Annotated in this window: 19 protein-coding genes and 3 pseudogenes; 8 read left to right on the forward strand and 14 right to left on the reverse strand. The window is 69.3% G+C overall.

What is annotated here, in order from left to right:
* Positions 1–24: 24 nt before the first annotated feature.
* A complete protein-coding gene (locus ACFV9O_RS05720; protein ID WP_385412922.1) occupies positions 25–588 on the reverse strand; it encodes a pyridoxamine 5'-phosphate oxidase family protein in 564 nt (187 codons plus the stop codon).
* Between the two features lie 143 nt (positions 589–731).
* Here ACFV9O_RS05720 and ACFV9O_RS05725 point away from each other — a divergent pair, with 143 nt between their 5' ends.
* The gene (locus ACFV9O_RS05725) at positions 732–3,719 is read left to right on the forward strand and encodes a bifunctional [glutamine synthetase] adenylyltransferase/[glutamine synthetase]-adenylyl-L-tyrosine phosphorylase (protein ID WP_385412745.1); all 2,988 of its coding nucleotides are present in this window, start codon (positions 732–734) and stop codon (positions 3,717–3,719) included.
* Positions 3,720–3,744: 25 nt separating this feature from the next.
* Here ACFV9O_RS05725 and ACFV9O_RS05730 read toward each other — a convergent pair whose 3' ends face one another.
* From ACFV9O_RS05730 to ACFV9O_RS05740, 3 genes and pseudogenes are all read right to left on the reverse strand, one after another.
* Positions 3,745–4,221 carry a DUF6924 domain-containing protein gene (locus tag ACFV9O_RS05730; RefSeq protein ID WP_385412748.1) on the reverse strand — a complete coding sequence of 159 codons (477 nt, stop codon included), beginning with the start codon at positions 4,219–4,221 and terminating at the stop codon, positions 3,745–3,747.
* Positions 4,218–5,120 carry a DUF2199 domain-containing protein gene (locus tag ACFV9O_RS05735; protein WP_385412749.1) on the reverse strand — a complete coding sequence of 301 codons (903 nt, stop codon included), beginning with the start codon at positions 5,118–5,120 and terminating at the stop codon, positions 4,218–4,220. Before ACFV9O_RS05735 ends, ACFV9O_RS05730 begins: the two co-directional genes overlap by 4 nt.
* Before the next feature lie 69 nt (positions 5,121–5,189).
* Positions 5,190–5,447, reverse strand: a pseudogene (locus ACFV9O_RS05740) (TetR/AcrR family transcriptional regulator); the annotation flags it as partial.
* On the opposite strand from ACFV9O_RS05740, the pseudogene ACFV9O_RS05745 reads away from it, so the two are divergent.
* Positions 5,441–5,866, forward strand: a pseudogene (locus tag ACFV9O_RS05745) (amidohydrolase family protein); the annotation flags it as partial. The pseudogenes ACFV9O_RS05740 and ACFV9O_RS05745 sit on opposite strands and share 7 nt — an antisense overlap.
* Before the next feature lie 149 nt (positions 5,867–6,015).
* On the opposite strand, the gene ACFV9O_RS05750 reads toward ACFV9O_RS05745, so the two are convergent.
* The 3 genes from ACFV9O_RS05750 to ACFV9O_RS05760 form a co-directional block, all read right to left on the reverse strand.
* The gene (locus tag ACFV9O_RS05750) at positions 6,016–6,891 is read right to left on the reverse strand and encodes a phosphatase PAP2 family protein (protein ID WP_385412751.1); all 876 of its coding nucleotides are present in this window, start codon (positions 6,889–6,891) and stop codon (positions 6,016–6,018) included.
* 86 nt (positions 6,892–6,977) lie between these two features.
* Positions 6,978–8,012: a LacI family DNA-binding transcriptional regulator gene (locus ACFV9O_RS05755; RefSeq protein ID WP_385412754.1), complete on the reverse strand. Its 1,035-nt coding sequence runs from the start codon at positions 8,010–8,012 to the stop codon at positions 6,978–6,980.
* Positions 8,013–8,037: 25 nt separating this feature from the next.
* Entirely contained in the window at positions 8,038–9,654 is a 1,617-nt protein-coding gene (locus ACFV9O_RS05760) for a glycoside hydrolase family 13 protein (RefSeq protein WP_385412756.1), read from the reverse strand.
* A gap of 410 nt (positions 9,655–10,064) precedes the next feature.
* Here ACFV9O_RS05760 and ACFV9O_RS05765 point away from each other — a divergent pair, with 410 nt between their 5' ends.
* Genes ACFV9O_RS05765 through ACFV9O_RS05785 form a run of 5 tightly spaced genes read left to right on the forward strand, consistent with a single transcriptional unit; the run spans position 10,065 to position 15,989 of the window.
* A complete protein-coding gene (locus ACFV9O_RS05765) occupies positions 10,065–11,339 on the forward strand; it encodes an extracellular solute-binding protein (protein ID WP_385412758.1) in 1,275 nt (424 codons plus the stop codon).
* A gap of 16 nt (positions 11,340–11,355) precedes the next feature.
* Positions 11,356–12,363, forward strand: coding sequence for a carbohydrate ABC transporter permease (locus tag ACFV9O_RS05770; RefSeq protein WP_385412759.1), 1,008 nt, complete (start codon positions 11,356–11,358; stop codon positions 12,361–12,363).
* Entirely contained in the window at positions 12,360–13,220 is an 861-nt protein-coding gene (locus ACFV9O_RS05775) for a sugar ABC transporter permease (RefSeq protein ID WP_385412762.1), read from the forward strand. Before ACFV9O_RS05770 ends, ACFV9O_RS05775 begins: the two co-directional genes overlap by 4 nt.
* A 50-nt stretch (positions 13,221–13,270) precedes the next feature.
* Positions 13,271–14,923 carry an alpha-amylase family glycosyl hydrolase gene (locus tag ACFV9O_RS05780; RefSeq protein ID WP_385412765.1) on the forward strand — a complete coding sequence of 551 codons (1,653 nt, stop codon included), beginning with the start codon at positions 13,271–13,273 and terminating at the stop codon, positions 14,921–14,923.
* A gap of 31 nt (positions 14,924–14,954) precedes the next feature.
* Positions 14,955–15,989: a LacI family DNA-binding transcriptional regulator gene (locus tag ACFV9O_RS05785; RefSeq protein WP_385412768.1), complete on the forward strand. Its 1,035-nt coding sequence runs from the start codon at positions 14,955–14,957 to the stop codon at positions 15,987–15,989.
* A gap of 106 nt (positions 15,990–16,095) precedes the next feature.
* On the opposite strand, the gene ACFV9O_RS05790 is transcribed toward ACFV9O_RS05785, so the two are convergent.
* The 5 genes from ACFV9O_RS05790 to ACFV9O_RS05810 form a co-directional block, all read right to left on the reverse strand.
* Positions 16,096–17,211 (reverse strand): hypothetical protein, encoded by a 1,116-nt coding sequence (locus tag ACFV9O_RS05790; protein WP_385412771.1) that lies wholly within the window; start codon positions 17,209–17,211, stop codon positions 16,096–16,098.
* A gap of 120 nt (positions 17,212–17,331) precedes the next feature.
* Entirely contained in the window at positions 17,332–17,718 is a 387-nt protein-coding gene (locus tag ACFV9O_RS05795; RefSeq protein WP_385412774.1) for a hypothetical protein, read from the reverse strand.
* Between the two features lie 362 nt (positions 17,719–18,080).
* Complete coding sequence (locus ACFV9O_RS05800) at positions 18,081–18,521, reverse strand: peptidase inhibitor family I36 protein (protein ID WP_385412777.1); 441 nt, start codon at positions 18,519–18,521, stop codon at positions 18,081–18,083.
* Positions 18,522–18,681: 160 nt separating this feature from the next.
* Positions 18,682–19,125: a peptidase inhibitor family I36 protein gene (locus ACFV9O_RS05805; RefSeq protein ID WP_385412779.1), complete on the reverse strand. Its 444-nt coding sequence runs from the start codon at positions 19,123–19,125 to the stop codon at positions 18,682–18,684.
* Between the two features lie 114 nt (positions 19,126–19,239).
* Positions 19,240–19,635, reverse strand: a complete 396-nt coding sequence (locus ACFV9O_RS05810; protein WP_385412781.1) for a hypothetical protein — start codon at positions 19,633–19,635, stop codon at positions 19,240–19,242.
* A gap of 165 nt (positions 19,636–19,800) precedes the next feature.
* Here ACFV9O_RS05810 and ACFV9O_RS05815 point away from each other — a divergent pair.
* Positions 19,801–21,102, forward strand: a pseudogene (locus ACFV9O_RS05815) (IS1380 family transposase).
* A 286-nt stretch (positions 21,103–21,388) separates the two neighbouring features.
* On the opposite strand, the gene ACFV9O_RS05820 reads toward ACFV9O_RS05815, so the two are convergent.
* Entirely contained in the window at positions 21,389–21,712 is a 324-nt protein-coding gene (locus ACFV9O_RS05820; RefSeq protein WP_385412783.1) for a helix-turn-helix transcriptional regulator, read from the reverse strand.
* Between the two features lie 420 nt (positions 21,713–22,132).
* Positions 22,133–22,330 (reverse strand): hypothetical protein, encoded by a 198-nt coding sequence (locus ACFV9O_RS05825; RefSeq protein WP_385412786.1) that lies wholly within the window; start codon positions 22,328–22,330, stop codon positions 22,133–22,135.
* Between the last annotated feature and the right edge of the window lie 351 nt (positions 22,331–22,681).

Below are 22,681 nucleotides of genomic sequence, written 5' to 3' on the forward strand. Positions count from 1 at the left end.
CCGAACACGGGTCCTGGGTGGGGCTCAGCCGGTGAAGCGCCAGCGGGTCTGGCTGAAGGTCTCGCCCTTGCCGAAGCCGAAGGCCGTGCGGGGCGCGACCTCGAAGACCAGGGCGCGGCCACCCGCCTGGGAGTGGAAGGCCTCGTCCCGTACCTCGAAGCGCCACTCCGGCCCGTACTTCGCCGCCCACGCCTCGGCCAGCCGGGCCAGCCGCTTCTCGTCGCCGATCCGGACCGCCTCGCCCTCGACGACCAGGTCGCAGCCGCCGTCGGACGCGTTGGTGCCGGTCGTGAGCACGACGTGCGGGTTGGCGGCGAGGTCGCGGGCCTTGCGCTCGTCCTCACCCGTGGTGAAGTACAGCGCCCCGTCCAGCCAGGGGCAGAGCAGCGGCGTGACATGGGGGCGGCCGTCGGGCCGTACGGTCGCCAGCCAGAAGACCTCGGCCTTCTCCAGCAGCGCGACGGCGTCGGACCACGGCGTCGCGGTGGCGTCGGGGGAGCTGTAGCGGGGGTCCAGCTCGGTCCGCGGCTCCTGTGCTCCCTGCGGCTGCTCCTGTGACTGTGACTGCGACTGCGACTGTGCAGGCATGTCGGCGTCCTCTCGGTCCTGCATCCTTCACATGGTCCCTTCGAAGTGCTGACTCCGCCCGCCGACCGGACTCATCGCAATCCGCCGCCTGCCGTTAGGCTCGGACCGGGACCTTGATCGGGTGCGTGATCGGAGGCGGCGGGATGACGGTGCCGGGGCGCAGAAGCAGTACGTTCACCCGCTTGCTGCGGCACGGCTTCACCCACCCCGCGGTCGCGGAGCGCTTCCTCGACCTGCCCGAGATGGCGCCCGTACGAGCCGACTCCGTCCTCCTCGACGCGCTGGGCGCCACCGCCGACCCCGACCTGGCGCTGCGCGGGCTCGTACGCCTGGTGGAGGCACAGGAGCCCGACGAGCGGCAGGGCCTCCTCGACACCCTGATCTCCGCGAAACCGCTGCGGGACCGACTGCTCGGCGTGCTCGGCGCGTCCGAGGCGCTCGGTGACCACCTGGCGCGGCACCCGCGCGACTGGTATGCGCTCGTGACGTACGAGGCGGCCGATCTGCACCCCGGTGTGGAGGAGTTCGAGCGCGGGCTCGCCGAGGCCACCGACCCGGTGTCGCTGCGCGTCGCCTACCGCCGCTGTCTGCTGTCCATAGCGGCGCGCGACGTGTGCGGGACCACGGACGTCGCCCAGACCGCGGCCGAGCTCGCCGACCTGGCGACGGCGACGCTGCGTGCGGCGCTCGCCATCGCCCGTACCGCCGCGCCCGAGGACGCCGCCGTCTGCCGGCTCGCGGTGATCGCGATGGGCAAGTGCGGTGGCCATGAGCTCAACTACGTCTCGGACGTCGACGTGATCTTCGTCGGGGAGCCGGCGGACGGGTCCGACGAGTCCACGGCCCTCAAGGCCGCGACCCGGCTCGCGTCCCACCTCATGCGGATCTGCTCGGAGACCACCGTCGAGGGCGCGATCTGGCCCGTCGACGCCAATCTGCGCCCCGAGGGCCGCAACGGCCCACTCGTCCGCACGCTCACCAGCCATCTCGCGTACTACCAGCGGTGGGCGAAGACCTGGGAGTTCCAGGCGCTGCTGAAAGCCCGTGCGGTGGCGGGGGACCCCGAGCTGGGCGCGGACTACATCGAGGCCGTCTCGCCCCTCGTGTGGCAGGCGTCGGAGCGCGAGAACTTCGTCCCCGACGTACAGAAGATGCGCCGCCGGGTCGTCGACAACATCCCCGTCGCCCAGATAGACCGCGAGCTGAAACTGGGCCCCGGCGGGCTGCGCGACGTCGAATTCGCCGTCCAGCTGCTGCAGTTGGTGCACGGCCGCAGTGACGCGACGCTGCGCAGCGGGACCACGCTCGACGCGCTGAAGGCACTCGCGGCCGGCGGCTACGTGGGCCGCGTGGACGCGTCCCAGCTCGACGAGGCGTACCGCTTCCTGCGGGCGATGGAGCACCGCATCCAGCTGTTCCGGCTGCGCCGCACCCACCTCGTACCGGAGGGCGAGGAGGACCTGCGCCGCCTCGGACGCTCGCTCGGCCTGCGCACCGACCCGGTCGCCGAACTCAACAAGGAGTGGCGGCGGCACGCGGCGGTCGTACGGCGGCTGCACGAGAAGCTCTTCTACCGGCCGCTGCTGGACGCGGTCGCGCAGCTCGCACCCGGCGAGATCCGGCTCAGCGCGAAGGCCGCCCGGCAGCGTCTCGAAGCGCTCGGCTACGCCGACCCGGCCGCCGCGCTGCGCCACCTGGAGGCCCTGTCGTCCGGGGTCACGCGCAAGGCGGCGATCCAGCGGACGCTGCTGCCGGTGCTGCTGGGCTGGTTCGCGGACTCGGCCGACCCGGACGCGGGGCTGCTCGGCTTCCGCAAGGTGTCCGACGCGCTCGGCAAGACGCCCTGGTACCTGCGGCTGCTCCGCGACGAGGGCGCGGCGGCCGAGAACCTCGCGCGCGTCCTGTCCGCCGGCCGCCTCGCCCCCGACCTGCTGCTGCGCGCACCGGAGGCAGTGGCGCTCCTCGGTGACCCGGAGGGGCTGAAGCCGCGCGGCCGGGAGCACCTGGAACAGGAGGTGCTGGCCGCCGTCGGCCGTGCGGACGGCGCCGAGGCGGCGGTCGCGGCGGCGCGCGGAGTGCGGCGGCGCGAGCTGTTCCGTACGGCCGCGGCGGATCTGATCGGCTCGTACGGCACCGAGGAGAGCCCCGCCGAACAGGACCCCGGCGCGCTCGTCGACCGTGTCGGCAACGCGGTCACCGACCTCAGCGCGGCGACCATCGCGGGCGCGCTGCGTGCCGTCGTCCGCGAGAAGTGGGGCGACACCCTTCCGACCCGTTTCGCCGTCATCGGCATGGGCCGCTTCGGCGGGCACGAGCTCTCGTACGGCTCCGACGCCGACGTCCTCTTCGTGCACGAGCCGCGCGAAGGCGTCGACGAGCAGGAGGCCGCGCAGGCCGCGAACACCGTCGTCGCCGAGATGCGCCGCCTGCTCCAGCTCCCCACCGCCGACCCGCCGTTGATGATCGACGCGGACCTGCGCCCGGAGGGCAAGAGCGGCCCGCTCGTGCGCACCCTCGCCTCGTACGCCGCGTACTACCGGCGCTGGTCGCTCGTCTGGGAGAGCCAGGCCCTGCTGCGCGCCGAACCGATGGCGGGCGACGCCGACCTGGGCGCGCGCTTCATCGAGCTGATCGACCCCCTGCGCTATCCCGTGGAGGGCCTCGGCGAGGAGGCGGCCCGCGAGATCCGCCGCCTCAAGGCCCGGATGGAGACGGAACGCCTGCCGCGCGGCGCGGACCCGACCCTCCACACCAAGCTGGGCCGCGGTGGCCTCAGCGACGTCGAGTGGACGGTCCAGCTCCTCCAGATGCGCCACGGCTGGGTTGAACCCGGCCTGCGCACCACCCGCACCCGCGAGGCCCTCGCCGCCGCCCACGCCGCGGGACTGCTGTCCACGGAGGACGCCCAGACCCTCGACGACGCCTGGGTCCTCGCCACTCGCGTCCGCAACGGCGTCATGCTGGTGCGCGCGCGCCCGGGCGACACCTTCCCGTCGGACTCCCGCGAACTGGGGGCGGTGGGGCGGTACTTGGGGTACGGGCCCGGGCATGTGGGGGAGATGGTCGACGACTACCGGCGCATGACGCGGAGGGCGCGGGCGGTGGCGGAGGAGCTGTTCTACGGGGCGTAGGGCCGGGCCGCTTCTCGACTCGGACTCAGAGGGCCCGCAGGATCCTTTCGGGGTCCTGGTGCGCGGCCGCTGCGTAGTCCTCGAAGCCCAGGTTGGCGATGCTCAGGTTGGCGTGGATGTCGGGGACTCCCCCCGGGACCGTGCGGAACTCGCGGCCGAACTCGGTCAGCTGCTCGTAGTCCTCGTCGTCCCCGCAGTCCTCCCGCGTGAGCGTGGTGACCGCGAGCAGCGGGTGCCGCTGGTCCCGCATGGTCGTCCCGTCCGCGAGGAAGACGACGCTCAGATCCTCGTCGCCGGAGACCGCCACCAGCACGTCGTCGACGGTCGCATCCGCCCAGGCCGGGCCGTCGATGAAATGGATGCTCGACTCGAACGCTCCGTCACCCCAGGGCTCCGTCAACGCTGCCGCAACGTCCCGCCATGCCTGCTCGTCGCTGTAGTCGGTCCTGACGACCAGCGCGTCCCACTCGCCGCGCCCGGTGACGGCGGGTCGCGCGCTCATGCTCCGCTCCACTGCAGGGACCGCCAGACGTGCTGGGCCCAGGGGAGGTCCTCCGCCGCCTCGTGACTGCAGAACAAGCCGGCGGCAGTCCCGCCGGAGGGCACCGTGAACGCGTAGAACTCGTGCCGCTCCCGGCCGTGGTCGCGCGGGGTGAGCCAGAAGGCGTGGCGCACGCCGTGCGGCAGGCGTTCGGTGAGGCGCTGTGCGGGCGGGGCGTCGGGGGAGCCGGCGAGAAGGGCCGCCAGGAAGTCGTCGGGGGTGCGGCCCGGGGTGTCGTCCTCGAACACGGTGACGGCCACGCTGCGTGCCGGCCCGGCGAACTGGTCCGCGCCGTCGGCGAACCGGGCCGCCATACCGGCGCTGCGCTCGACGGACCAGTGGTCGTCCAGCTCGAGGCGTATGGCGACGGGCAGCGGGTGCGCGAAGCGGCTGAGGACGTCGTCGCGGTCCCAGGTGTCCGCCAGGAGGCGGCCGGCCAGCGGGTCGTGGCCGGCGACGACGTACGGCAGCTCCTCCGGGTTCCTGACCTCGGCCGTGACGGGTGCGCCCAACAACTCGTCGCCCCACGGCCGAATCGCGTTGGCCAGCGTGCCCCGCAGGGTCAGACCCGCGTAGGCGGGGTCCTCCCATACGGCGTGGGCGTGCCGCAGGGCGGTGTCGTCGACCTCCAGCCAGGCACTCATGACCAGTTCGGTGTCGCCGGTCAGCCGGACAGGGAGCAGGCAGCGGACGAACGAGCCGACGCCGTCCACGCGGAGCAGGTGGGAGGGTCCCAGGCTGTGCCGGGCCTCGTCCGGTGCGGTGAGCGCCGCGTCCGGCAGGTTGAAACGGACGTCGATGCGCCGCTCGTCCGCGAGGGTTTCCCCGCAGCAGGAACAGGAAGTCGTTGGGGTCGTCACGCCCCGCAGCCTAGGCCCTGGCCCGTGGGCCATGACCGGCAGGGCAGGGTGCCGGCGGGGCCAAGCGTTTCAGCCCGCCGGCAGCTCCCGGAAGTGCCCGATGCACCCCGCCGGCGCCAGTTCGAACGCCGTGTCCGCCCGGCCGGGTGAGGCCACCGCAGTGAGCACGGCGGCGAGTTGCGGGGTGGTCGTCTCGTCCGGGAGCTCCCACATCGTCTCCGGCGCCGCGAGGTCCAGCGCCGAGCCCAGGACCAGGTTCTCCAGGGCGGTGATCACGGGCATGACGTCCTGGAGCACGAAACCGGCGCCCAGCAGCAGGCCCACCGCACACCGCGTACACGCGCGCCGACCACAGCGACGAGTGGTCGCAGCGGCTGGGCGACGAGCGGGCGCTGCGGGCGTGGCGCTGCCGCGATCTGCGTGACGCGGGCGAGTGGCCGGCACTCGGCTCGGACTGGCCGATCGCGCACCACGACGCCCGTCAGGTGCCGGCGATGGGCCGCGCTCCGCACGGCTCGGCGTCACTCGGGCGCGGGCTGACCGGGCTGATGGCGCTGGAGGGCTGCACATCGCATGCGGCGGTGGCGGCGGGTGAGCAGACGGTGGCGGGCCGCGTGGCCGTCGGCTTCCGGGCCGACGTCACCGCGTTCGGGGTGGATCCGGTGGAGGCGCCCGTGGACGAGGTCACGGATGCGCCGATCCGCCTCACGATGATGGGCGGGCATGTCGTGCATCGGGCTTCCTGACCGCCCCCGGGGCGGCTGGTGCCGTAACGGTGCCGGGTACCGGGGGGTTGTGCCCCCCGTCTCGTCGCGTCCCGTCGCGGCGGAGCGTATGCCCACAACCGTGTTACGCATTGTGACGGCGCATGCCCCGGCGTCTCCCAGGCGTCATGTCACTGCCGCGCCGCGTTCAGCTCCGTCACCGCAACGGTCGCCGGCATCGCGACATGCCTCGGCAAGCGGTGCGGCATCGCCCCGTACAGCACGTACGACACGCCGTACCCGAACGCGAGGCACATCAGGCCGCCCACCGCGTCGAGCCAGAAGTGGTTGGCCGTGGCGACGATGACTATGAGTGTGAGGGTCGGGTACAGCACGCCGAGGACCTTTGCCCACGGCGCCGACGCCAGCGCGACGATGATGAGCCCGCACCACAGCGACCAGCCGATGTGCATCGACGGCATCGCCGCGTACTGGTTCGACATGTTCTTCAGATTGCCCGAGGCCATCGAGCCCCAGGTGTGGTGCACGAGCACGGTGTCGATGAAGTTCTGGCCGTTCATCAGGCGCGGCGGGGCCAGCGGGTACAGGTAGTACCCGACGAGCGCGACACCCGTCGTCGCGAAGATGACGGAGCGCGCCGCCGCATAGCGGCCCGGATGACGGCGGTAGAGCCAGACGAGCACGCCGATGGTCACCAGGAAGTGCAGCGTGGCGTAGTAGTAGTTCATCGTCACGACGAGCCATGTCACCGAGTTCACGGCGTGGTTGACCGTCTGTTCGACCGCGATGCCGAGCGCGTTCTCGGCGTCCCAGATCCAGTCGGCGTTGCGCAGGGCCTGGACCTTCTGCTCCGGCACCGCGTTGCGGATGAGGGAGTAGGTCCAGTAACTGACCGCGATGAGCAGGATCTCGAACCAGATCCGGGGCCGGCGCGGAGTCCGCGGTCCGCGCAGCCGTCCGCGCTTCGGCTCCGGACTCTCCTCGCTCACCATGGGTGACGGAGGGGCCGTCCGGCCTACCAAAGTCTTCACGGTCGATTCACCCATAGGGAGAGAGTCTGCCAGATAGACAACTCTCGTCCGATCATCCCCCGGGCTGGTTCCGACCGCATGCGGTACGTCCTGAGTACTACCTAGGAACTAGGTGCAACCCCGGGACCGGAAGCCGTTGAACCACGTACGACCAACTCCGGCATGAAAACGAACTCGCTGTGGGGTGCGGGCGTCCCGCCGATCTCCTCCAGCAGTGTCCGGACCGCCGCCTGGCCCATCGCCGGCACCGGCTTGCGGATCGTCGTCAGCGGCGGGTCGGTGAAGGCGATGAGAGGGGAGTCGTCGAAGCCGACGACCGAGATGTCGTCCGGCACTTCGAGTCCGCGCTGCCGTGCCGCCCGGATCGCGCCGAGCGCCATCATGTCGCTCGCGCAGACGATCGCCGTACATCCGCGGTCCATCAGCGCGGACGCCGCGGCCTGTCCGCCCTCCAGGGTGTAGAGGGAGTGCTGGATGAGCTCCGCCTCGATCTCCTCGTCCGTCAGGCCGAGCTGTTCATGGACCGCCTTGACGAAACCCTCTATTTTCCGGAGGACCGGGACGAATCGCTTCGGTCCGAGCGCCAGGCCGATCCGGGTGTGGCCGAGGGAGACGAGATGCGTCACCGCGAGCCGCATCGCCGCCCGGTCGTCGGGCGAGATGAACGGGGCCTGCACCTGCGGCGAGAAGCCGTCGACGAGGACGAAGGGGACGCCCTGGGCGCGCAGCTTCTCGTAGCGCTGCATGTCGGCGCTCGTGTCGGCGTGCAGTCCGGAGACGAAGATGATGCCGGACACCCCGCGGTCCACGAGCATTTCGGTGAGCTCGTCCTCGGTGGAGCCGCCGGGGGTCTGGGTGGCGAGCACGGGGGTGTAGCCCTGGCGGGTCAGCGCCTGTCCGATGACCTGGGCCAGGGCCGGGAATATCGGATTTTCCAGTTCAGGCGTGATGAGTCCGACAAGTCCGGCACTGCGCCTGCGCAGCCGGACGGGGCGTTCATAGCCCAGGACGTCGAGTGCGGCGAGCACCGATTCGCGGGTGGTCGCGGCCACGCCGGGCTTGCCGTTGAGCACTCGGCTGACCGTGGCTTCGCTGACCCCCGCCTGGGCTGCGATGTCGGCAAGCCGTGCGGTCATGGGATTGGACTGTACCGGTCGCATGTCAGATTGCCCACCAGGTGCTGGAGTCGGCGGGAAGGCGAACCGTACCGCCGGTGAACTCGGGTGTCGCCGACGACAGGAGCACGCTGCCCGGTACGGGCAGTTCCACTTCCGTGTCGCGCGTGTTCGTCGTGCAGATGAATCCGTCGCGGGCGAGGGCGAGTACGCCCTCGGGCGCGTCCAGCCAGGTCACCGCGTCCCCGGCGCCCAGACCCGGGTGCTCACGGCGCACCGCGAGAGCCGCCCGGTACAGCTCCAGCGTCGAGCCGGGAACCCCGGTCTGCGCCTCCACGCTCAGCTCACCCCACACCCGCGGCTGCGGAAGCCAGCTGCCGCCGCTGCCGAACCCGTACGAGGAACCCTCCCGCGTCCACGGGATCGGCACCCGGCACCCGTCCCGGAAACCGTCCTGCCCCTCCGCACGGAAGAACGACGGATCCTGACGCACCTCGTCCGGAAGATCCGTCACATCCGGCAGACCCAGCTCCTCCCCCTGATACACATACGCGGAACCCGGCAACGCCAGCATCAGCAACGTCGCCGCACGCGCCCGCCGCACACCGACGGGGCCGTCGCCGTAGCGGGTCGGGTGGCGGACGACGTCGTGGTTGGACAGCACCCAGGTCGTGGGCGCACCCACCGACGCCGTTGCCTCCAGCGACGCGTCGATGACCTCCCGCATGCGCGCCGGGTCCCAGGGGCACCGCAGGAACTGGAAGTTGAACGCCTGGTGCATCTCGTCCGGCCGTACGTACAGGGCGAGCCGCTCCGGCGTCGGCGCCCAGGCCTCCGCGACACCGATGCGCTCGCCCTCGTACGAGTCCAGCAGCCGGCGCCAGCCGCGGTGGATCTCGTGCACCCCGTCCTGGTCGAAGAACGGCAGCACCTGCGCGCCGATCATCTTGGCCTGCTCGCGCAGCCCGATGTCGGGCAGGCCGTCCGCCTTGACCATGCCGTGGGCCACGTCGATACGGAAGCCGTCGACGCCCAGGTCGAGCCAGAAGCGCAGGACCGAGGCGAACTCCTCGCTCACGGCGGGCTGGTCCCAGTCGAGGTCGGGCTGCTCGGGTGCGAAGAGGTGCAGGTACCACTCGCCGTCCGCGACACGGGTCCACGCCGGGCCGCCGAAGACCGACTCCCAGTCGTTCGGCGGCAGCTCGCCGTGCTCTCCCTTGCCCGGCCGGAAGTGGTAGTACGCCCGCTCAGGGCCGCCGGCGAGCGCCGCGCGGAACCAGGCGTGCTGGTCGGAGGTGTGGTTCGGGACGATGTCGACGATCACCCGCAGACCCAGGCGGTGGGCCTCGCGGACGAGGTCGTCCGCATCGGACAGCTCACCGAAGAGGGGGTCGACGGCCCGGTAGTCCGACACGTCGTAACCGCCGTCGGCCTGCGGGGACGCATAGAAGGGGGTCAGCCAGACCGCGTCCACACCGAGGGCGGCGAGATACGGGAGCCGGTCGCGGATGCCGCGCAGATCACCGACGCCGTCGCCGTCGCTGTCGGCGAAGGAGCGGACGTACACCTGGTAGATGACGGCGTCACGCCACCAGTCCCGCGCCTGTTCCGACGCCTCCCTGGCGGGCTGCGGCGCGGTGGTCGTGCTGAGCTCCTGCGTCATGGAGGGTCCCCTTCGGATCCTTCGCTGCCGGCGGCGGTGCCGGCGCATGCCTGCGGATGCCTGATTCGGGATGATCCGGATCTACCGGTTCAACGCCGACCTATGTCGAAGGTAACAGCGCTGCAATCTCTTGCGGAAGCAGTTGCGCGGATCACAGTCGACACCCGCACGGGCCGCCCGTAGCGGGCCTGCACCGCCTGAGCAGCCCCCTGAGCAGCGCCCCGAGGCGTGCTGGAGCGCATGACTCCTTGGTTGGCAAGGTTCGTGTCGGCAACCGTGAGGACACGTGGATGTAACGATCCCCGTCCCTTGCAGAAATCTCTCGCAAGGTCTTTCGGACTCCTTTCAACCTTGTTACGTTCCTCGACGAATCGGCGCCGTGATGGAGCGGCCCCATCGAAGGAGTTCACATGCGACGTGGCATAGCGGCCACCGCTCTGGTCGCGAGCCTGGCGCTCACGGCGACCGCGTGCGGCGGCGACGACACCGAGGGCGCGAAGGGCAGCGCGGGCGGGAAGCTGTCGGGCACGGTCACCTGGTGGGACACGTCGACCGTCGGCAGCGAGGACAAGGTCTTCAAGAAGCTCGCCGAGGGTTTCACCAAGAAGCACCCGGACGTCAAGATCAAGTACGTGAACGTCCCCTTCGGTGAGGCGCAGAACAAGTTCAAGAACGCCGCCCAGTCCGGCTCCGGCGCCCCCGACGTCATCCGCTCCGAGGTCGCCTGGACCCCCGAGTTCGCCGACCTCGGCTACCTCGCCCCGCTCGACGGCACCGCCGCCCTGAAGGACGAGAAGGACTTCCTGGGGCAGGCCGCCGCCTCCACGAAGTACAACGGCAAGACCTACGCCGTCCCGCAGGTCATCGACACCATGGGCATCTTCTACAACAAGAAGATCTTCAAGGACGCCGGTGTCGAGGTCCCGAGCACCATCGCCGAGCTGAAGACCGTCGCCAAGACCATCAAGGACAAGACCGGCAAGACCGGTATGTACCTCCGCGGTGACGACGCCTACTGGTTCCTGTCCTTCCTCTACGGCGAGGGCGGCGACCTGGTCGACGCCGAGAAGAAGCAGATCACCGTCGACAACCCGGCCGGCGTCAAGGCCCTGAAGGTCGTCAAGGACCTGGTCGACTCCGGTGCCGCCAAGACCGACGCCACCGACGGCTGGAACAACATGCAGTCGGCCTTCAAGGACGGCAAGGTCGCCATGATGATCAACGGCCCGTGGGCCGTCGCCGACACCTTCGCCGGCAAGGAGTTCAAGGACAAGGCCAACCTCGGCGTCGCCCCCGTGCCCGCCGGTTCCGCCGGCCAGGGCGCCCCGCAGGGCGGCCACAACCTCGCCGTCTACGCGGGCTCCAAGAACCTCGACGCCTCCTACGCCTTCGTCGAGTACATGAGCTCCGTCGAGGCCCAGACCCAGGTCGCCAAGGAGCTCAACCTGCTCCCGACCCGCACCTCGGTCTACTCCAACCCGCAGATCGCGGCGAACGAGATCGTCGGCTTCTTCAAGCCGGCCGTCGACAAGGCCGTCGAGCGCCCCTGGATCCCCGAGGGCGGCAGCCTCTTCGCCCCGCTCGTCACCGAGTACACCAAGGTCCTCACCGGCCAGACCACCCCGGAGAAGGGAGCCTCGGCGGCGGGCGACGCCTACCGCAAGCTCCTCAAGGACTGGAAGTAAGGGAAGAGACCGACTGATGGCTGTCCACACCAGCGGCCGGTCGGTGGCGAAGGCCGCGGAGCCCACCAGGGCCCGCGGCCATCGCCGCGACTCCGCACGGGGCCCGCTCCGGCGCGCCCTTTCCACCCACTGGTACGCCTGGACCATGGTCGCCCCTGTGGTGATCGTGATCGGGGTGATCATCGGCTATCCGCTCGTCCGCGGCATCTATCTGTCGCTGACGAACGCCAACGAGCGGAACGTCGAGAGGTCGATCGGGGTCAACCACCTCCCGGCGACGTACGAATTCGTCGGCCTCGACAACTACGCCGACGCGCTCACCGGCAGCCAGTTCCTCGGCACCCTCGGGTGGACGCTGGTGTGGACGGTCTCCTGCGTGACCGTCACGTTCGGCCTGGGCCTCGCCCTCGCCAACATCCTCAACCGCAGGATCGCCGGCCGGTCGGTCTACCGGATGATGCTGGTCCTGCCCTGGGCCGTGCCGGGCTTCGTCTCCGTCTTCGCCTGGCGCTTCCTCTACAACGAGGACAACGGGCTGCTCAACAAGATCCTCGGGGGCGGCGGCATCGACGCCGTGCCGTGGCTGAACGACCCCACGTGGGCCAAGTTCTCGGTGATCGCCGTCAACGTATGGCTCGGCGTCCCGTTCATGATGGTCGCCCTGCTCGGCGGTCTGCAGTCCATCCCCGGCGAGCTGTACGAGGCCGCCGAGATGGACGGCGCGAACGCCTGGCAGCGGTTCCGCCACATCACCATGCCGGGCCTCAGGTCGGTGTCCACCACCGTCATCCTGCTGAGCACCATCTGGACCTTCAACATGTTCCCGGTGATCTTCCTGCTCACGCGCGGCGGTCCCGGCGAGGCCACCCAGATCCTGGTGACCCAGGCCTACAAGTTCTCGTTCGAGATCAGCCCGCGCGACTTCGCGCAGTCCTCCACCTGGGGCGTGCTGATCCTCGTCCTCCTGATGGTCTTCGCCGCTGTCTACCAGCGCGTCCTCCGCAAGCAGGGAGAAACCTGGTGACCACGACCAACGTCCCGGCCAACGCTCCCCTGCGCGGCCGCCGCTCGCCGCTCGCCTCGGCCGCCCTGCATCTCACGCTGCTCGTCGCGTCCGTGATCGCCGTCTTCCCGGTGCTCTGGGTCTTCCTGACCTCGATCAAGCCGGCGTCGTACGCGACCACGACCGACTTCTTCAAAGAGACGACGTTCGAGAACTACACCAACCTGCTCGGCGACACCCCGTTCCTCACCTGGTTCGGCAACTCGCTGCTCGTCGCGGGCCTCACCACGGTCCTCGGCGTCTTCGTCGCCGCCACCACCGGCTACGCCGTCAGCCGCTTCCGCTTCCCCGGAAAGCGCGGGCTGATGTGGACCCTGCTCATCACCCAGATGTTCCCGGTCGCGGTCCTGATCGTGCCGATCTACAACATCATGGCGGGCCTGGGCCTGCTCAACGAGCCGGCCGGTCTGGTCATCACGTACCTCACCATCGCCGTGCCGTTCTGCGCCTGGATGATGAAGGGCTTCTTCGACACCATTCCGCGGGAGATCGACGAGTCCGGGCAGGTCGACGGACTCACCCCGTTCGGCACCTTCTGGCGGCTCATCCTGCCGCTCGCCAAGCCGGGCATCGCGGTGACCGCGTTCTACTCCTTCATCACCGCCTGGGGCGAGGTCGCCTACGCGTCCGCCTTCATGGTCGGCGACGAGAACCTCACGCTGGCGGGCGGACTCCAGAAGTTCGTCAACCAGTACGGCGCCCAGTGGGGGCCGATGACCGCGGCCTCCGTGCTCATCGCCATCCCCGCCGCGATCGTGTTCCTCTTCGCTCAGCGGCATCTGGTGACCGGCGTATCGGCCGGTGCCGTCAAGGGCTGAGCCCGCTCCCCTCCACGTAACTTCCGCATCCGATGACACCCAGGGATGAAATGACCCAGCACCTCGCCGCCCCCACCCACCCGACCAGTGGCACGCGCACCGGCTGGTGGCGGGACGCGGTGATCTACCAGGTCTATCCGCGCAGCTTCGCCGACGGCAACGGCGACGGTATGGGCGATCTCGCGGGCATACGCAGCCGGCTCCCGTACCTCAAGGAGCTCGGCGTCGACGCGGTCTGGCTCAGCCCGTTCTACGCATCCCCGCAGGCCGACGCCGGTTACGACGTCGCCGACTACCGGGCCATCGACCCGATGTTCGGCACCCTCCACGACGCCGACGCGCTGATCCGCAGCGCCCACGGCCTCGGCCTGCGGGTCATCGTCGACATCGTGCCCAACCACTGCTCCGACCGCCACGACTGGTTCCGGCAGGCCCTGCGCGAGGGTCCCGGCTCCCGGCTGCGCGAGCGCTTCCACTTCCGCCCCGGCAAGGGCGAGCACGGCGAACTCCCGCCCAACGACTGGGAGTCCATCTTCGGCGGGCCCGCCTGGACCCGAGTCGAGGACGGCGAGTGGTACCTGCACCTCTTCGCGCCCGAGCAGCCCGACTTCAACTGGGAGCACCCGGCAGTCCAGGACGAGTTCCGCTCGATCCTGCGCTTCTGGCTCGACCTCGGCGCCGACGGATTCCGCGTCGACGTCGCGCACGGCCTCGTCAAGGCGGCGGGCCTGCCCGACATCGGCTCCGGCGACCAGCTCAAGCTGCTCGGCAACGACGTCATGCCGTTCTTCGACCAGGACGGGGTGCACGAGATCTACCGCTCCTGGCGGCGCATCCTCGACGAGTACGAGGGCGAGCGGATCCTCGTCGCCGAGGCCTGGACCCCGACCGTCGAGCGCACGGCCATGTACGTACGCCCCGACGAGATGCACCAGGCCTTCAACTTCCAGTACCTGACCACCAACTGGGAGGCGAAGGAGCTGCGCGAGGTCATCGACGGCTCCCTGGCCGCCATGCGCCCCGTCGGCGCCCCCACCACCTGGGTGCTGTCCAACCACGACGTCACCCGGCACGCCACGCGCTTCGCCAACCCCGCCGGGCTCGGCACGCAGCTGCGCGAGCAGGGCGACCGTGAACTCGGTCTGCGGCGGGCGCGTGCGGCGACGCTGCTGATGCTGGCGCTGCCCGGGTCGGCATACGTCTATCAGGGCGAGGAGCTCGGCCTTCCGGATGTCACGGACCTCCCCGACGAGGTGCGTCAGGATCCGTCGTTCTTCCGTGCGGAGGGGCAGGACGGTTTCCGGGACGGGTGCCGGGTGCCGATCCCGTGGACGCGGGAGGGTTCCTCGTACGGGTTCGGCAGCGGCGGCAGCTGGCTTCCGCAGCCGGCGGATTGGGCCGAGCTGAGCGTGGAGGCGCAGACCGGGGTTCCCGGCTCGACGCTGGAGCTGTACCGGGCGGCTCTCGCGGTGCGCCGTGAGCACCCGGGTCTGGGCGCCGGGGACGCGGTGACCTGGCTGGAAGCGCCCTATGGCGTACTCGCCCTCGCCCGCGACGGATTCGTCTGCACCACCAACACCACGGGCGAGCCGGTACGCCTCCCCGTTCCCGGCACGCTCCTGCTGGCCAGCGTGCCCGTCGCGGTCACGGACGACGACACCGTCGTCCTGCCCGCCGACACCACGGTGTGGTGGACGGTGTGACGATCCCGAGGCCAGGGCACGCGAGCTCGGCATGATCCGGACGCGAGGCGCTAGGGGCGGCGCAGGAACGGCCGCCCCTCGGCTTGCCGACATCGCCGCCCAGTCGGGCGTCAGCGAGGCCACGGTCAGCCGCGTGCTCAACGCGAAGCCCGGCGTCTCCGCGGCGACCCGCACGCGGGTGCTCGCCGCCCTCGACGTCCTCGGCTACGAGCGTCCCGTACGGCTGCGGCGGCGCAGCGCCGGGCTGATCGGGCTGGTGGTGCCGGAGCTCACCAACCCGATCTTCCCGGCGTTCGCGCAGGTCGTCGAGCAGACCCTGGCCGGCCACGGCTACACGCCCCTGCTGTGCGCCAAACAGCCGGGCGGGGCGACCGAGGACGAGCTCGTCGAGCAGCTCGAGGAGAGAGGCGTCGACGGCATCGTCTTCCTCTCCGGGCTGCACGCCGACACCTCCGCCGACCCGGCGCGCTATGTCGAACTCGCGGCCCGGGGCGTTCCGTTCGTCCTCATCAACGGCTACAACGAGCGCGTGGCCGCGCCCTTCGTCTCACCCGACGACCGCATGGCCGCGGCCATGGCCGTCCGGCACCTCGCCGACCTCGGGCACGAGCTGATCGGCCTGGCGGTGGGGCCCGTGCGGTACGTCCCGTCGCGGCGCAAGACGGAGGGCTTCCTGGAGGCTGCGGGACCGGGCGCCGAGCAGTATGTGCGACATACCCTGTTCAGCGTCGAGGGCGGGCACGCGGCAGCCGCGGAGCTCATCGACGCGGGCTGCACCGGCATCGTCTGCGGCAGCGACATGATGGCGCTCGGCGTCATCCGCGCGGCCAGGGAGCGCGGGCTCGAGGTACCCGGCGACGTGTCGGTCGTCGGCTACGACGACTCACCGCTGATCGCCTTCACCGACCCGCCGCTGACGACGGTGCGTCAGCCCGTACAAGCCATGGCGTCGGCTGCGGTCGGCGCGCTGGTGGAGGAGATCCGCGGCAATCCCGTGCCGAGCACGGAGTACGTCTTCCAGCCGGAGCTGGTGGTACGGGGATCGACGGCGCGGCTGTCGTGCTGACGGCGCTTCGACATCGCGACGCTGTCGGGATGCCCGGTGTCACAACGGCGGAAGGTCCCGGCGGGGCCGGGACCTTCGTTCCGTACAGGGATACCCGGACCCGCGGTCAGGCGCGCGCCTGCCACGTCCTGTCGAGGGCGATCCGCTTGAGCTGCTCGATGCTCAGAGCAGGTTCGCTGCGTGACGCCGGCAGCTGGTAGGCACCCGCGTTGACCGCCGTGATCGCCACCCGCAGACCGTCCTTGCGGAAGGTGTCGACGGTCCACTCGACCGCACCCGGGCCCCCGCGGCGAGCGGGCTCCTTCCGCACGCTGACGCGGGTGCCGTCGGGCAGGGGAGCGGCCTTCCCGAAGAGTTCCGCCATGGCGGGATCGTCGGGCTTCCAGCGCTGGACGTTCACCGTCACCAGGCTCTCGCCGTGGCCGTCGTCGACCGTGACATGCCCGAAGCCGTCCGAACCGCCCTCCCGGACCACGCGCAGCTTCGCCGGCAGGAGTCCCTTCACTCCGTGGGCGATCTGCTGTGCCGTCAGTCCTGCGCCGGCATCCTTCTTGGTGTCACCCTGGGGCGTCGGCATGGCAGAGAGAACGGGCTCCCAGACGGCGGACCGGGCGATGGTCCCGAGCTGTGCGAGGGTCAGCGGAAGGGCCGGGACATTGGACGCGGTCTTGGACGCATCCTTCCCGCCGAGGTTGCCGGCTGCGGTCACGTAGACCTGCCTGCCGTCCTTGTAGGTCAGCAACGCGGTGAGGATCTTGCCTTCGGACGGCTTGGCCTCGTCCTGCGGCGACTGGTCCAGGACCAGCCTCGCTCCACCGGGCAGCTGGGTCCGCGTGCACCGGCTGTGCGGATGGAACGCAGGGTCGGGGCACTGTGTGAACGGCTCGGGAACGGGGAGCGTGTTGAGGTTCAGCGTCACCTTCGCCGCCTTCCCTCCCTCGGTGAAGAGCAGCTCGGCGGAGGGCGGCGGCCCGGGCTTGTCAGTCAGCCCACGCCCCTTCTGCGCCGAGGACGTCCCCTGGGGGAGCAGGCTCTCGAGCAGGCTCACCATCTTCTGCCCCGATATCGGCGCGGCGGGTTCCCCGCTCTGATGCGTCGAACCGCAGCCGACCAGCACGGCGGTGCTCAGGCCCGCCGACAGGGCCAGTAGGGACATTCTCCGCCGTCCGAAGGAACGGCGCGGCCGGACGGGCGGGCAGGCGCCCGCGGGGTCTATGGACATCGATGACCACCTTGTTGGCGTTCTGAGTTCGGATTCGACGGGGTGTGTTTCGCCGTGTGGCAGCACCAGTCGCGTGACGGCCCACCGACACGACCGGCGGGCCGTCACGAAAAGGCGGGACTAGCGCATCTCGATCCAGTCGGCCTTGTCGTTGATCCACCACGGCAAGCTCGGCCACCACTCGTTCGGCTGGGCCGTGAACTCCACCCCGCCGGCGCTGACATCCGTGAGGACCAGACTGCGCTGCTGAGGCCCGGACGGGGTCCAGAACCTGAGCGAAGAGACCTTGTCCTTCACTTCACTGGGCAGCCACTGGTAGGCATTGGTGGTCGTCTCCCAGCAGGTCCCCTGATAGTTGTTGTCGGTGAACAGCTGCACGTAGCCCTGCTGTCCGTAGTGGTAGCAGTTTCCTGCCGCACTGGCGCTGGGGGCGGAAGCGAAAAGGCCGGCCGTGGCCGCCATGGCCGCAGCAGCGACCACTCCGACCTTGAGACGCATGTTCTTCATCATTCGGAACCTTCTGATTCTCTGGATGGACAAGGCCTTGTGGCCTCGAGAGGAATGGCCGACAGGCCGACCGGGCAACCGGCCGAGCTTGCGTCACGTGAATGCGCCGGCGTCGGTCTGCCCTTTATGGATCAAGCATCTCGTCCGTTAGAGGTGGCCTGCAATTGGACCTTCGACATAGGTGGATCGGCATCTGCGGTGAGGTCGGCCGCGAACAAGACGACAGGGCCTCCTATCGCTCGTATGTGATACCCGCGAGCTGGGCAGGAGGCCCTGTCGGACTTTTCGGAGATCACCCGGCCAGGAGTTCTCGTTCCGTCACCGGACGGATTTCCCGGCACAAGCATTGTCGAGCGGAAGGGTCAGCACCACTTGAAGGAACCGATCTTGTTGTCGATCCACCACGGCACGTAGGGCCACTGTTCCCGCGGGCCGGTCTTGAACTCGATACCGCTGTACCAGCTGTGCTCGTAGAAGCAGATGCTGCTCCATGTGTTGTTCACCACGGAGGAGGCGAGGTCGTTCATCCCCCACCGCAAGGGGGGAGCGAAGTTGCCGTCGGCCAAGTTGTTCATGTCGGGTACCGACTGGTCCGACCCCATGGCGCCGAACTTCGCATACGGTTCCTCGCGTACGAAGTTGGGTCCCGCCCAGGCGCAAACCCAGTTGGAAGGACAGCTCCCAGCTCCATGCCCTATGTACGGATTTACTTGCGCGTTCGCCGACGTGACCGTGCCCGCGAGCACTCCGGTCAGCGCGGCAGCGCCTATTCCGAGCCTCATCATCGATCTGCGGATGTTCATGAAAATCCTCTGACTCTTGTCTGGCTTGGGGTGAAACGGCCGCGCAGGGTCGACCAAGCGTGATCACTTGCGCCCGTGCCGGCCTCGCATTCAGGGACGGGACTGAGCTCTGATCCCCCTGTGTCGTCCGGCCGGACCGACCACTCGTGTGCGGGCGAGATCAGCACCATTTCCAAGAGCTGATCTTGTTGTCGATCCACCACGGCACGTAAGCCCACTGTTCCTTGCCCTGGATCCTGAACTCGAGACCGCTGTACCAGTTGTGCTCGTAGAAGCACACGTTGTTCCAGGTGTTGTTCACCACCGAAGTGGCCTCGTCCTGCATCCCCTGCCAGCCGCCCAGCTGGCCCTCGAACTTCAGCTTGCCCATGTCTGGGATCGGCTCATAGTCCCCCACACCCTCGGGGCCGGTGTACGCACCTTCATCCCTCGCCACGAAGTTCGGGTCGTTCCACAGACATACCCAGTTGGCGGGGCAGGAGCCGGCTCCGCTGTTGATGTCGATCCTCGGAATGGCGCTTGCGGACGTCGCAGTTCCGGCGAGCAGCCCGGTCAGCGCGACAGCGCCTACCCCGAGCCTCACCAGCGATCGGCGAAGATTCATGCTTATTCCTTCCTTGTGTGTTCTCAGGCAGCGCGACTCGATCGCGCGCTGTGAGATGGCGCCCGCATTCTTGTGAATTCGGGCGAGCTTCAGAGCCGGGAACGCATCCCGATGTCAGCGCTCTTTGAACTCGATCCAGTCGGCCTTGTCGTTCATCCACGAGGGCAGGCTCGACCACCACTCGCTCGGCTGGGCCGTGAATGCTGCTCCGCTCTCGTAGTCCACAAGCACGAGCTTGCGCTGCAGCACGGGCTCCGTCTGTGACCAGAACCGAAGCGATGAGACCCGGTTCTTCACGTAGTCCGGTAGCCACTGCTGCGTGGTGACGGTCGTCTCCCAGCAGTCGCCCTGGTAGTTGTAGTCGGTGAACACCTGCGCGTAGCCAACCTGTCCGTAGTGGTAGCAGTTTCCTGCCGCACTGGCACTGGGGGCGGATACGAAAAGGCCCGCCGTGGCTGCCGCTGCCGCCGCGGCGATCACTCCGGCCTTGACGCGAATACTCTTGGTCATTCGGAACCTCGGGAATCATTGAATTGACGATTCGTCTCACCGCGAGGTGGTGGCGGATCGGTCGGCCGGCCGCGCAACTGGCCGGCAGCCTTTCCGGTTCACCGGTCGGTCCGGACGCCTCAAGAATTCCGGTATGGCGGATCGAGCTGCAATTGGACTTTCGGGATAGCCGGATCGGCAGTGGCCCGACGGGACAAGCCCGATAAGTTGGCTCGGTCGCACCTCGTCGCGGGTGCTCAACCGACATGCCGGGGGCGGCGGGTTCAGGTCGCTGGTGGGCGGCATGGTCGCGGGCGCCGACAGCATCGATGGCATGGACCGGCTGCGGCACGGCGCGATGGGCCGCCTGTTTGCCGGGGTGCGGGCCCCGTCCACGCTGGGATCGTTTCTGCGTTCCTTCACGCACGGGCACGTGAAGCAACTGCATGCCGTGGCACGCCGGTTCCTTCCCGCACTGGCCCGTCATACCCCGCTGCTGCCCGGCGCGGACCAGGTCGCCTACGTGGACATCGATGACACCATCCGCCGCACCTACGGCTACGCCAAGCAGGGCGCCGGCTACGGATACAGCAAGGTCAAGGGCCTGAACGCGCTGCTCGGCATCGTCTCCACGCCCCTGTCCGCCCCAGTGATCGCCGCCACCAGGCTGCGCAAGGGACCGGCGAACTCCGCGCGCGGGCGGCAGCATTCGTCGCCGAGACCATCCGCACCGCCCGCGCCTGCGGCGCCAGTGGCCTGTTGGTGATGCGGGCGGACTCCGCGTTCTACGGCGCCGATGTCGTCAACTCCTGCCGGGTGCTGGGCGCGCGGATTTCCATCACGGTGCGAATGAACGCCTCCGTCAAGTCCGCGATCGCCCGCATCGACGAGGACGCCTGGACGCCGATCAAGTACCCCAAGGCGGTCTGGGACGAGGAGGGCCAGTGCTGGATCTCGGACGCCGAGATAGCCGAGACCACCTACACCGCGTTCACGTCCAAGCCGAAGAAGCAGCAGGTCACCGCCCGGCTGATCGTGCGCCGCGTCAAACGCCTGGGCACTGGCACCGTCCCCGCCGGGCAGGGCACGCTGTTCGACACTTGGCGCTACCACGCCGCGTTCACCGACTCCCCGCTCTCCCTGAACGACGCCGAGGGTGACCACCGTCGGCACGCTGTCGTCGAGCAGGTGATCGCGGATGTCAAGAACAGTGCCTTCGCCCACGCGCCCTCCGGGCATTTCCAGGCCAACGCCGCATGGCTCGCCCTGGCAGCCCTGGCGCACAACCTGACCCGCGCCGCCGGCGCACTGGCCGGAACGTTCCATGCCAGAGCGACCACCGCCACCATCCGTGACCACCTGATCAACGTGCCCGCCCGCCTGGCCCGCTCAGCCCGCCGCCTCACCCTGCACCTACCCGAACGCTGGCCCTGGAGCGCGGACTTCACCCAGCTCTTCACCACGATGCAGGCACCACCAGCCCTCTGACAGGCCCTGACCGACCCGCCCGAAAGGGCCCGACACCTGTGGACAAGTGGAAAAGCTGGGCAGACCAGCGGCCACCCCACGCCCAAATCCGCGATTCAACCCCGACACGGCCCGCACAACCCCGAAACGCCCACCCCGAAATCAGCCGGTGGATCCGGGTTCAGGGGTGCTACTTGGCGGCGGAGTCTGCGTCGTCGAAGCCAGGGAAAGGGGCAGAAGCGCATCGTGTGATGGCTTCTGCCCCTGGTTGTGGGTCGGGCTCCCCGCCCGCGCGGTCCTACGGGTCCTACGGGACGCGTTGGATTGGTTCGTCCTGCTGCTCCGGGAATGCGCCGCATCCGCACGGGCGGAGGTAGGCGACTGCGGCGACGGCTGCGGCGGTACGGCTCTCCAGCCCCAGCTTGAGGAGGATGCGCCCCACGTGAGCCTTGATCGTTCCTTCGGACACGCCCAGCCGACGGGAGATGACGTGATTGGTGCCGCCGGTCGCCAGGAGAACCATGACCTGGTGCTCGCGTTCCGACAGCTGATCGATCCGGCGGATGGCCGGACGCAGGTCGGGGAGACCGTGCGGTGGGTCCGGACAAGTTCGGCCGATATTGCCAGGCATAGATGCTCGCAATCGTTCAACGCAGGCCTGAGAACGGCCTTTCGTTATCGGGAGTAACGCGGACCCCAGACTCCGCTGTCGGTGTCGGTGTCGGTGTCGGTGTCCGGCTGCCTGGTGGCAAGAGTGGTGGGAGCCGGCTGGGGGTTGCCGCTGCTGATTCCGAAACCGAGTGCAGTGATCAGGGCCAGTGCTGCGCCTGCGACTGCGAAGGTGTTCGCGATGCGAGTGCCGATCACGATCACGAGTGGGCCCTCCGTGAGGATTCTGGACGGTCGTCTGCCATCAACGGGCACGTGGCGGCGTTCCCCTTGGTTGGCATCCGGGCTTCCCGGTGCCGATGGCCAGCTTTCCCGACCGCCTGCATGCGCGGAAGGATTGCCCCCTGGACTCAAGAGGCCCTGACACAAAGGGGCCTCGGAGCTACTGCAGCTCCGCTTCGTAGAAGGGGCCGACAAAGGCGGCTGCGCATCGGACAAGGGTGTAACCGGTGAAGCATGTGTCCGAGTTGAGGGTGTTCAGGCAGGCTGCCTCGGCTGCCCGCTCGGCCTCCTCCAGGCTCCCGGCGGCGACGAAGAGTCCGAGGACTGGCCCCCCGGGGGCATTGAGGTGGGGCGTCACGTGTTCGATGCTCGCCGGACCGGTGGAGCGTGCGCGAATCCGGTCTCGAAGGTCTGCGGGCAGCCGTGTCCCCGGCGGCCCCACCATCTGTGCGTGGATGAGGTACACAGTGGTGACCCTGCCGGACCGCCACCTGTGCGCCTAGCGTTGCCCGGAGGCCCCTTGAGTCCATGGACTGAAGGGGCCAACGCGCCGGCGCCCGGCCCGCATGAGACGGGACAACGACTCATTCGTGAACAGTTCGGTTTCGCCGTCCGTATCCCGCCTCATAAGACTCCGAATCGGCGATTTGATCGGAATTCGCCGCGGTCAACCACTTGACAAAGCGTCAAGATGACTGGTCGTATTCTG

The sequence above is a fragment of the Streptomyces sp. NPDC059909 genome (assembly GCF_042730885.1).
Taxonomy (GTDB): Bacteria; Actinomycetota; Actinomycetes; order Streptomycetales; family Streptomycetaceae; genus Streptomyces.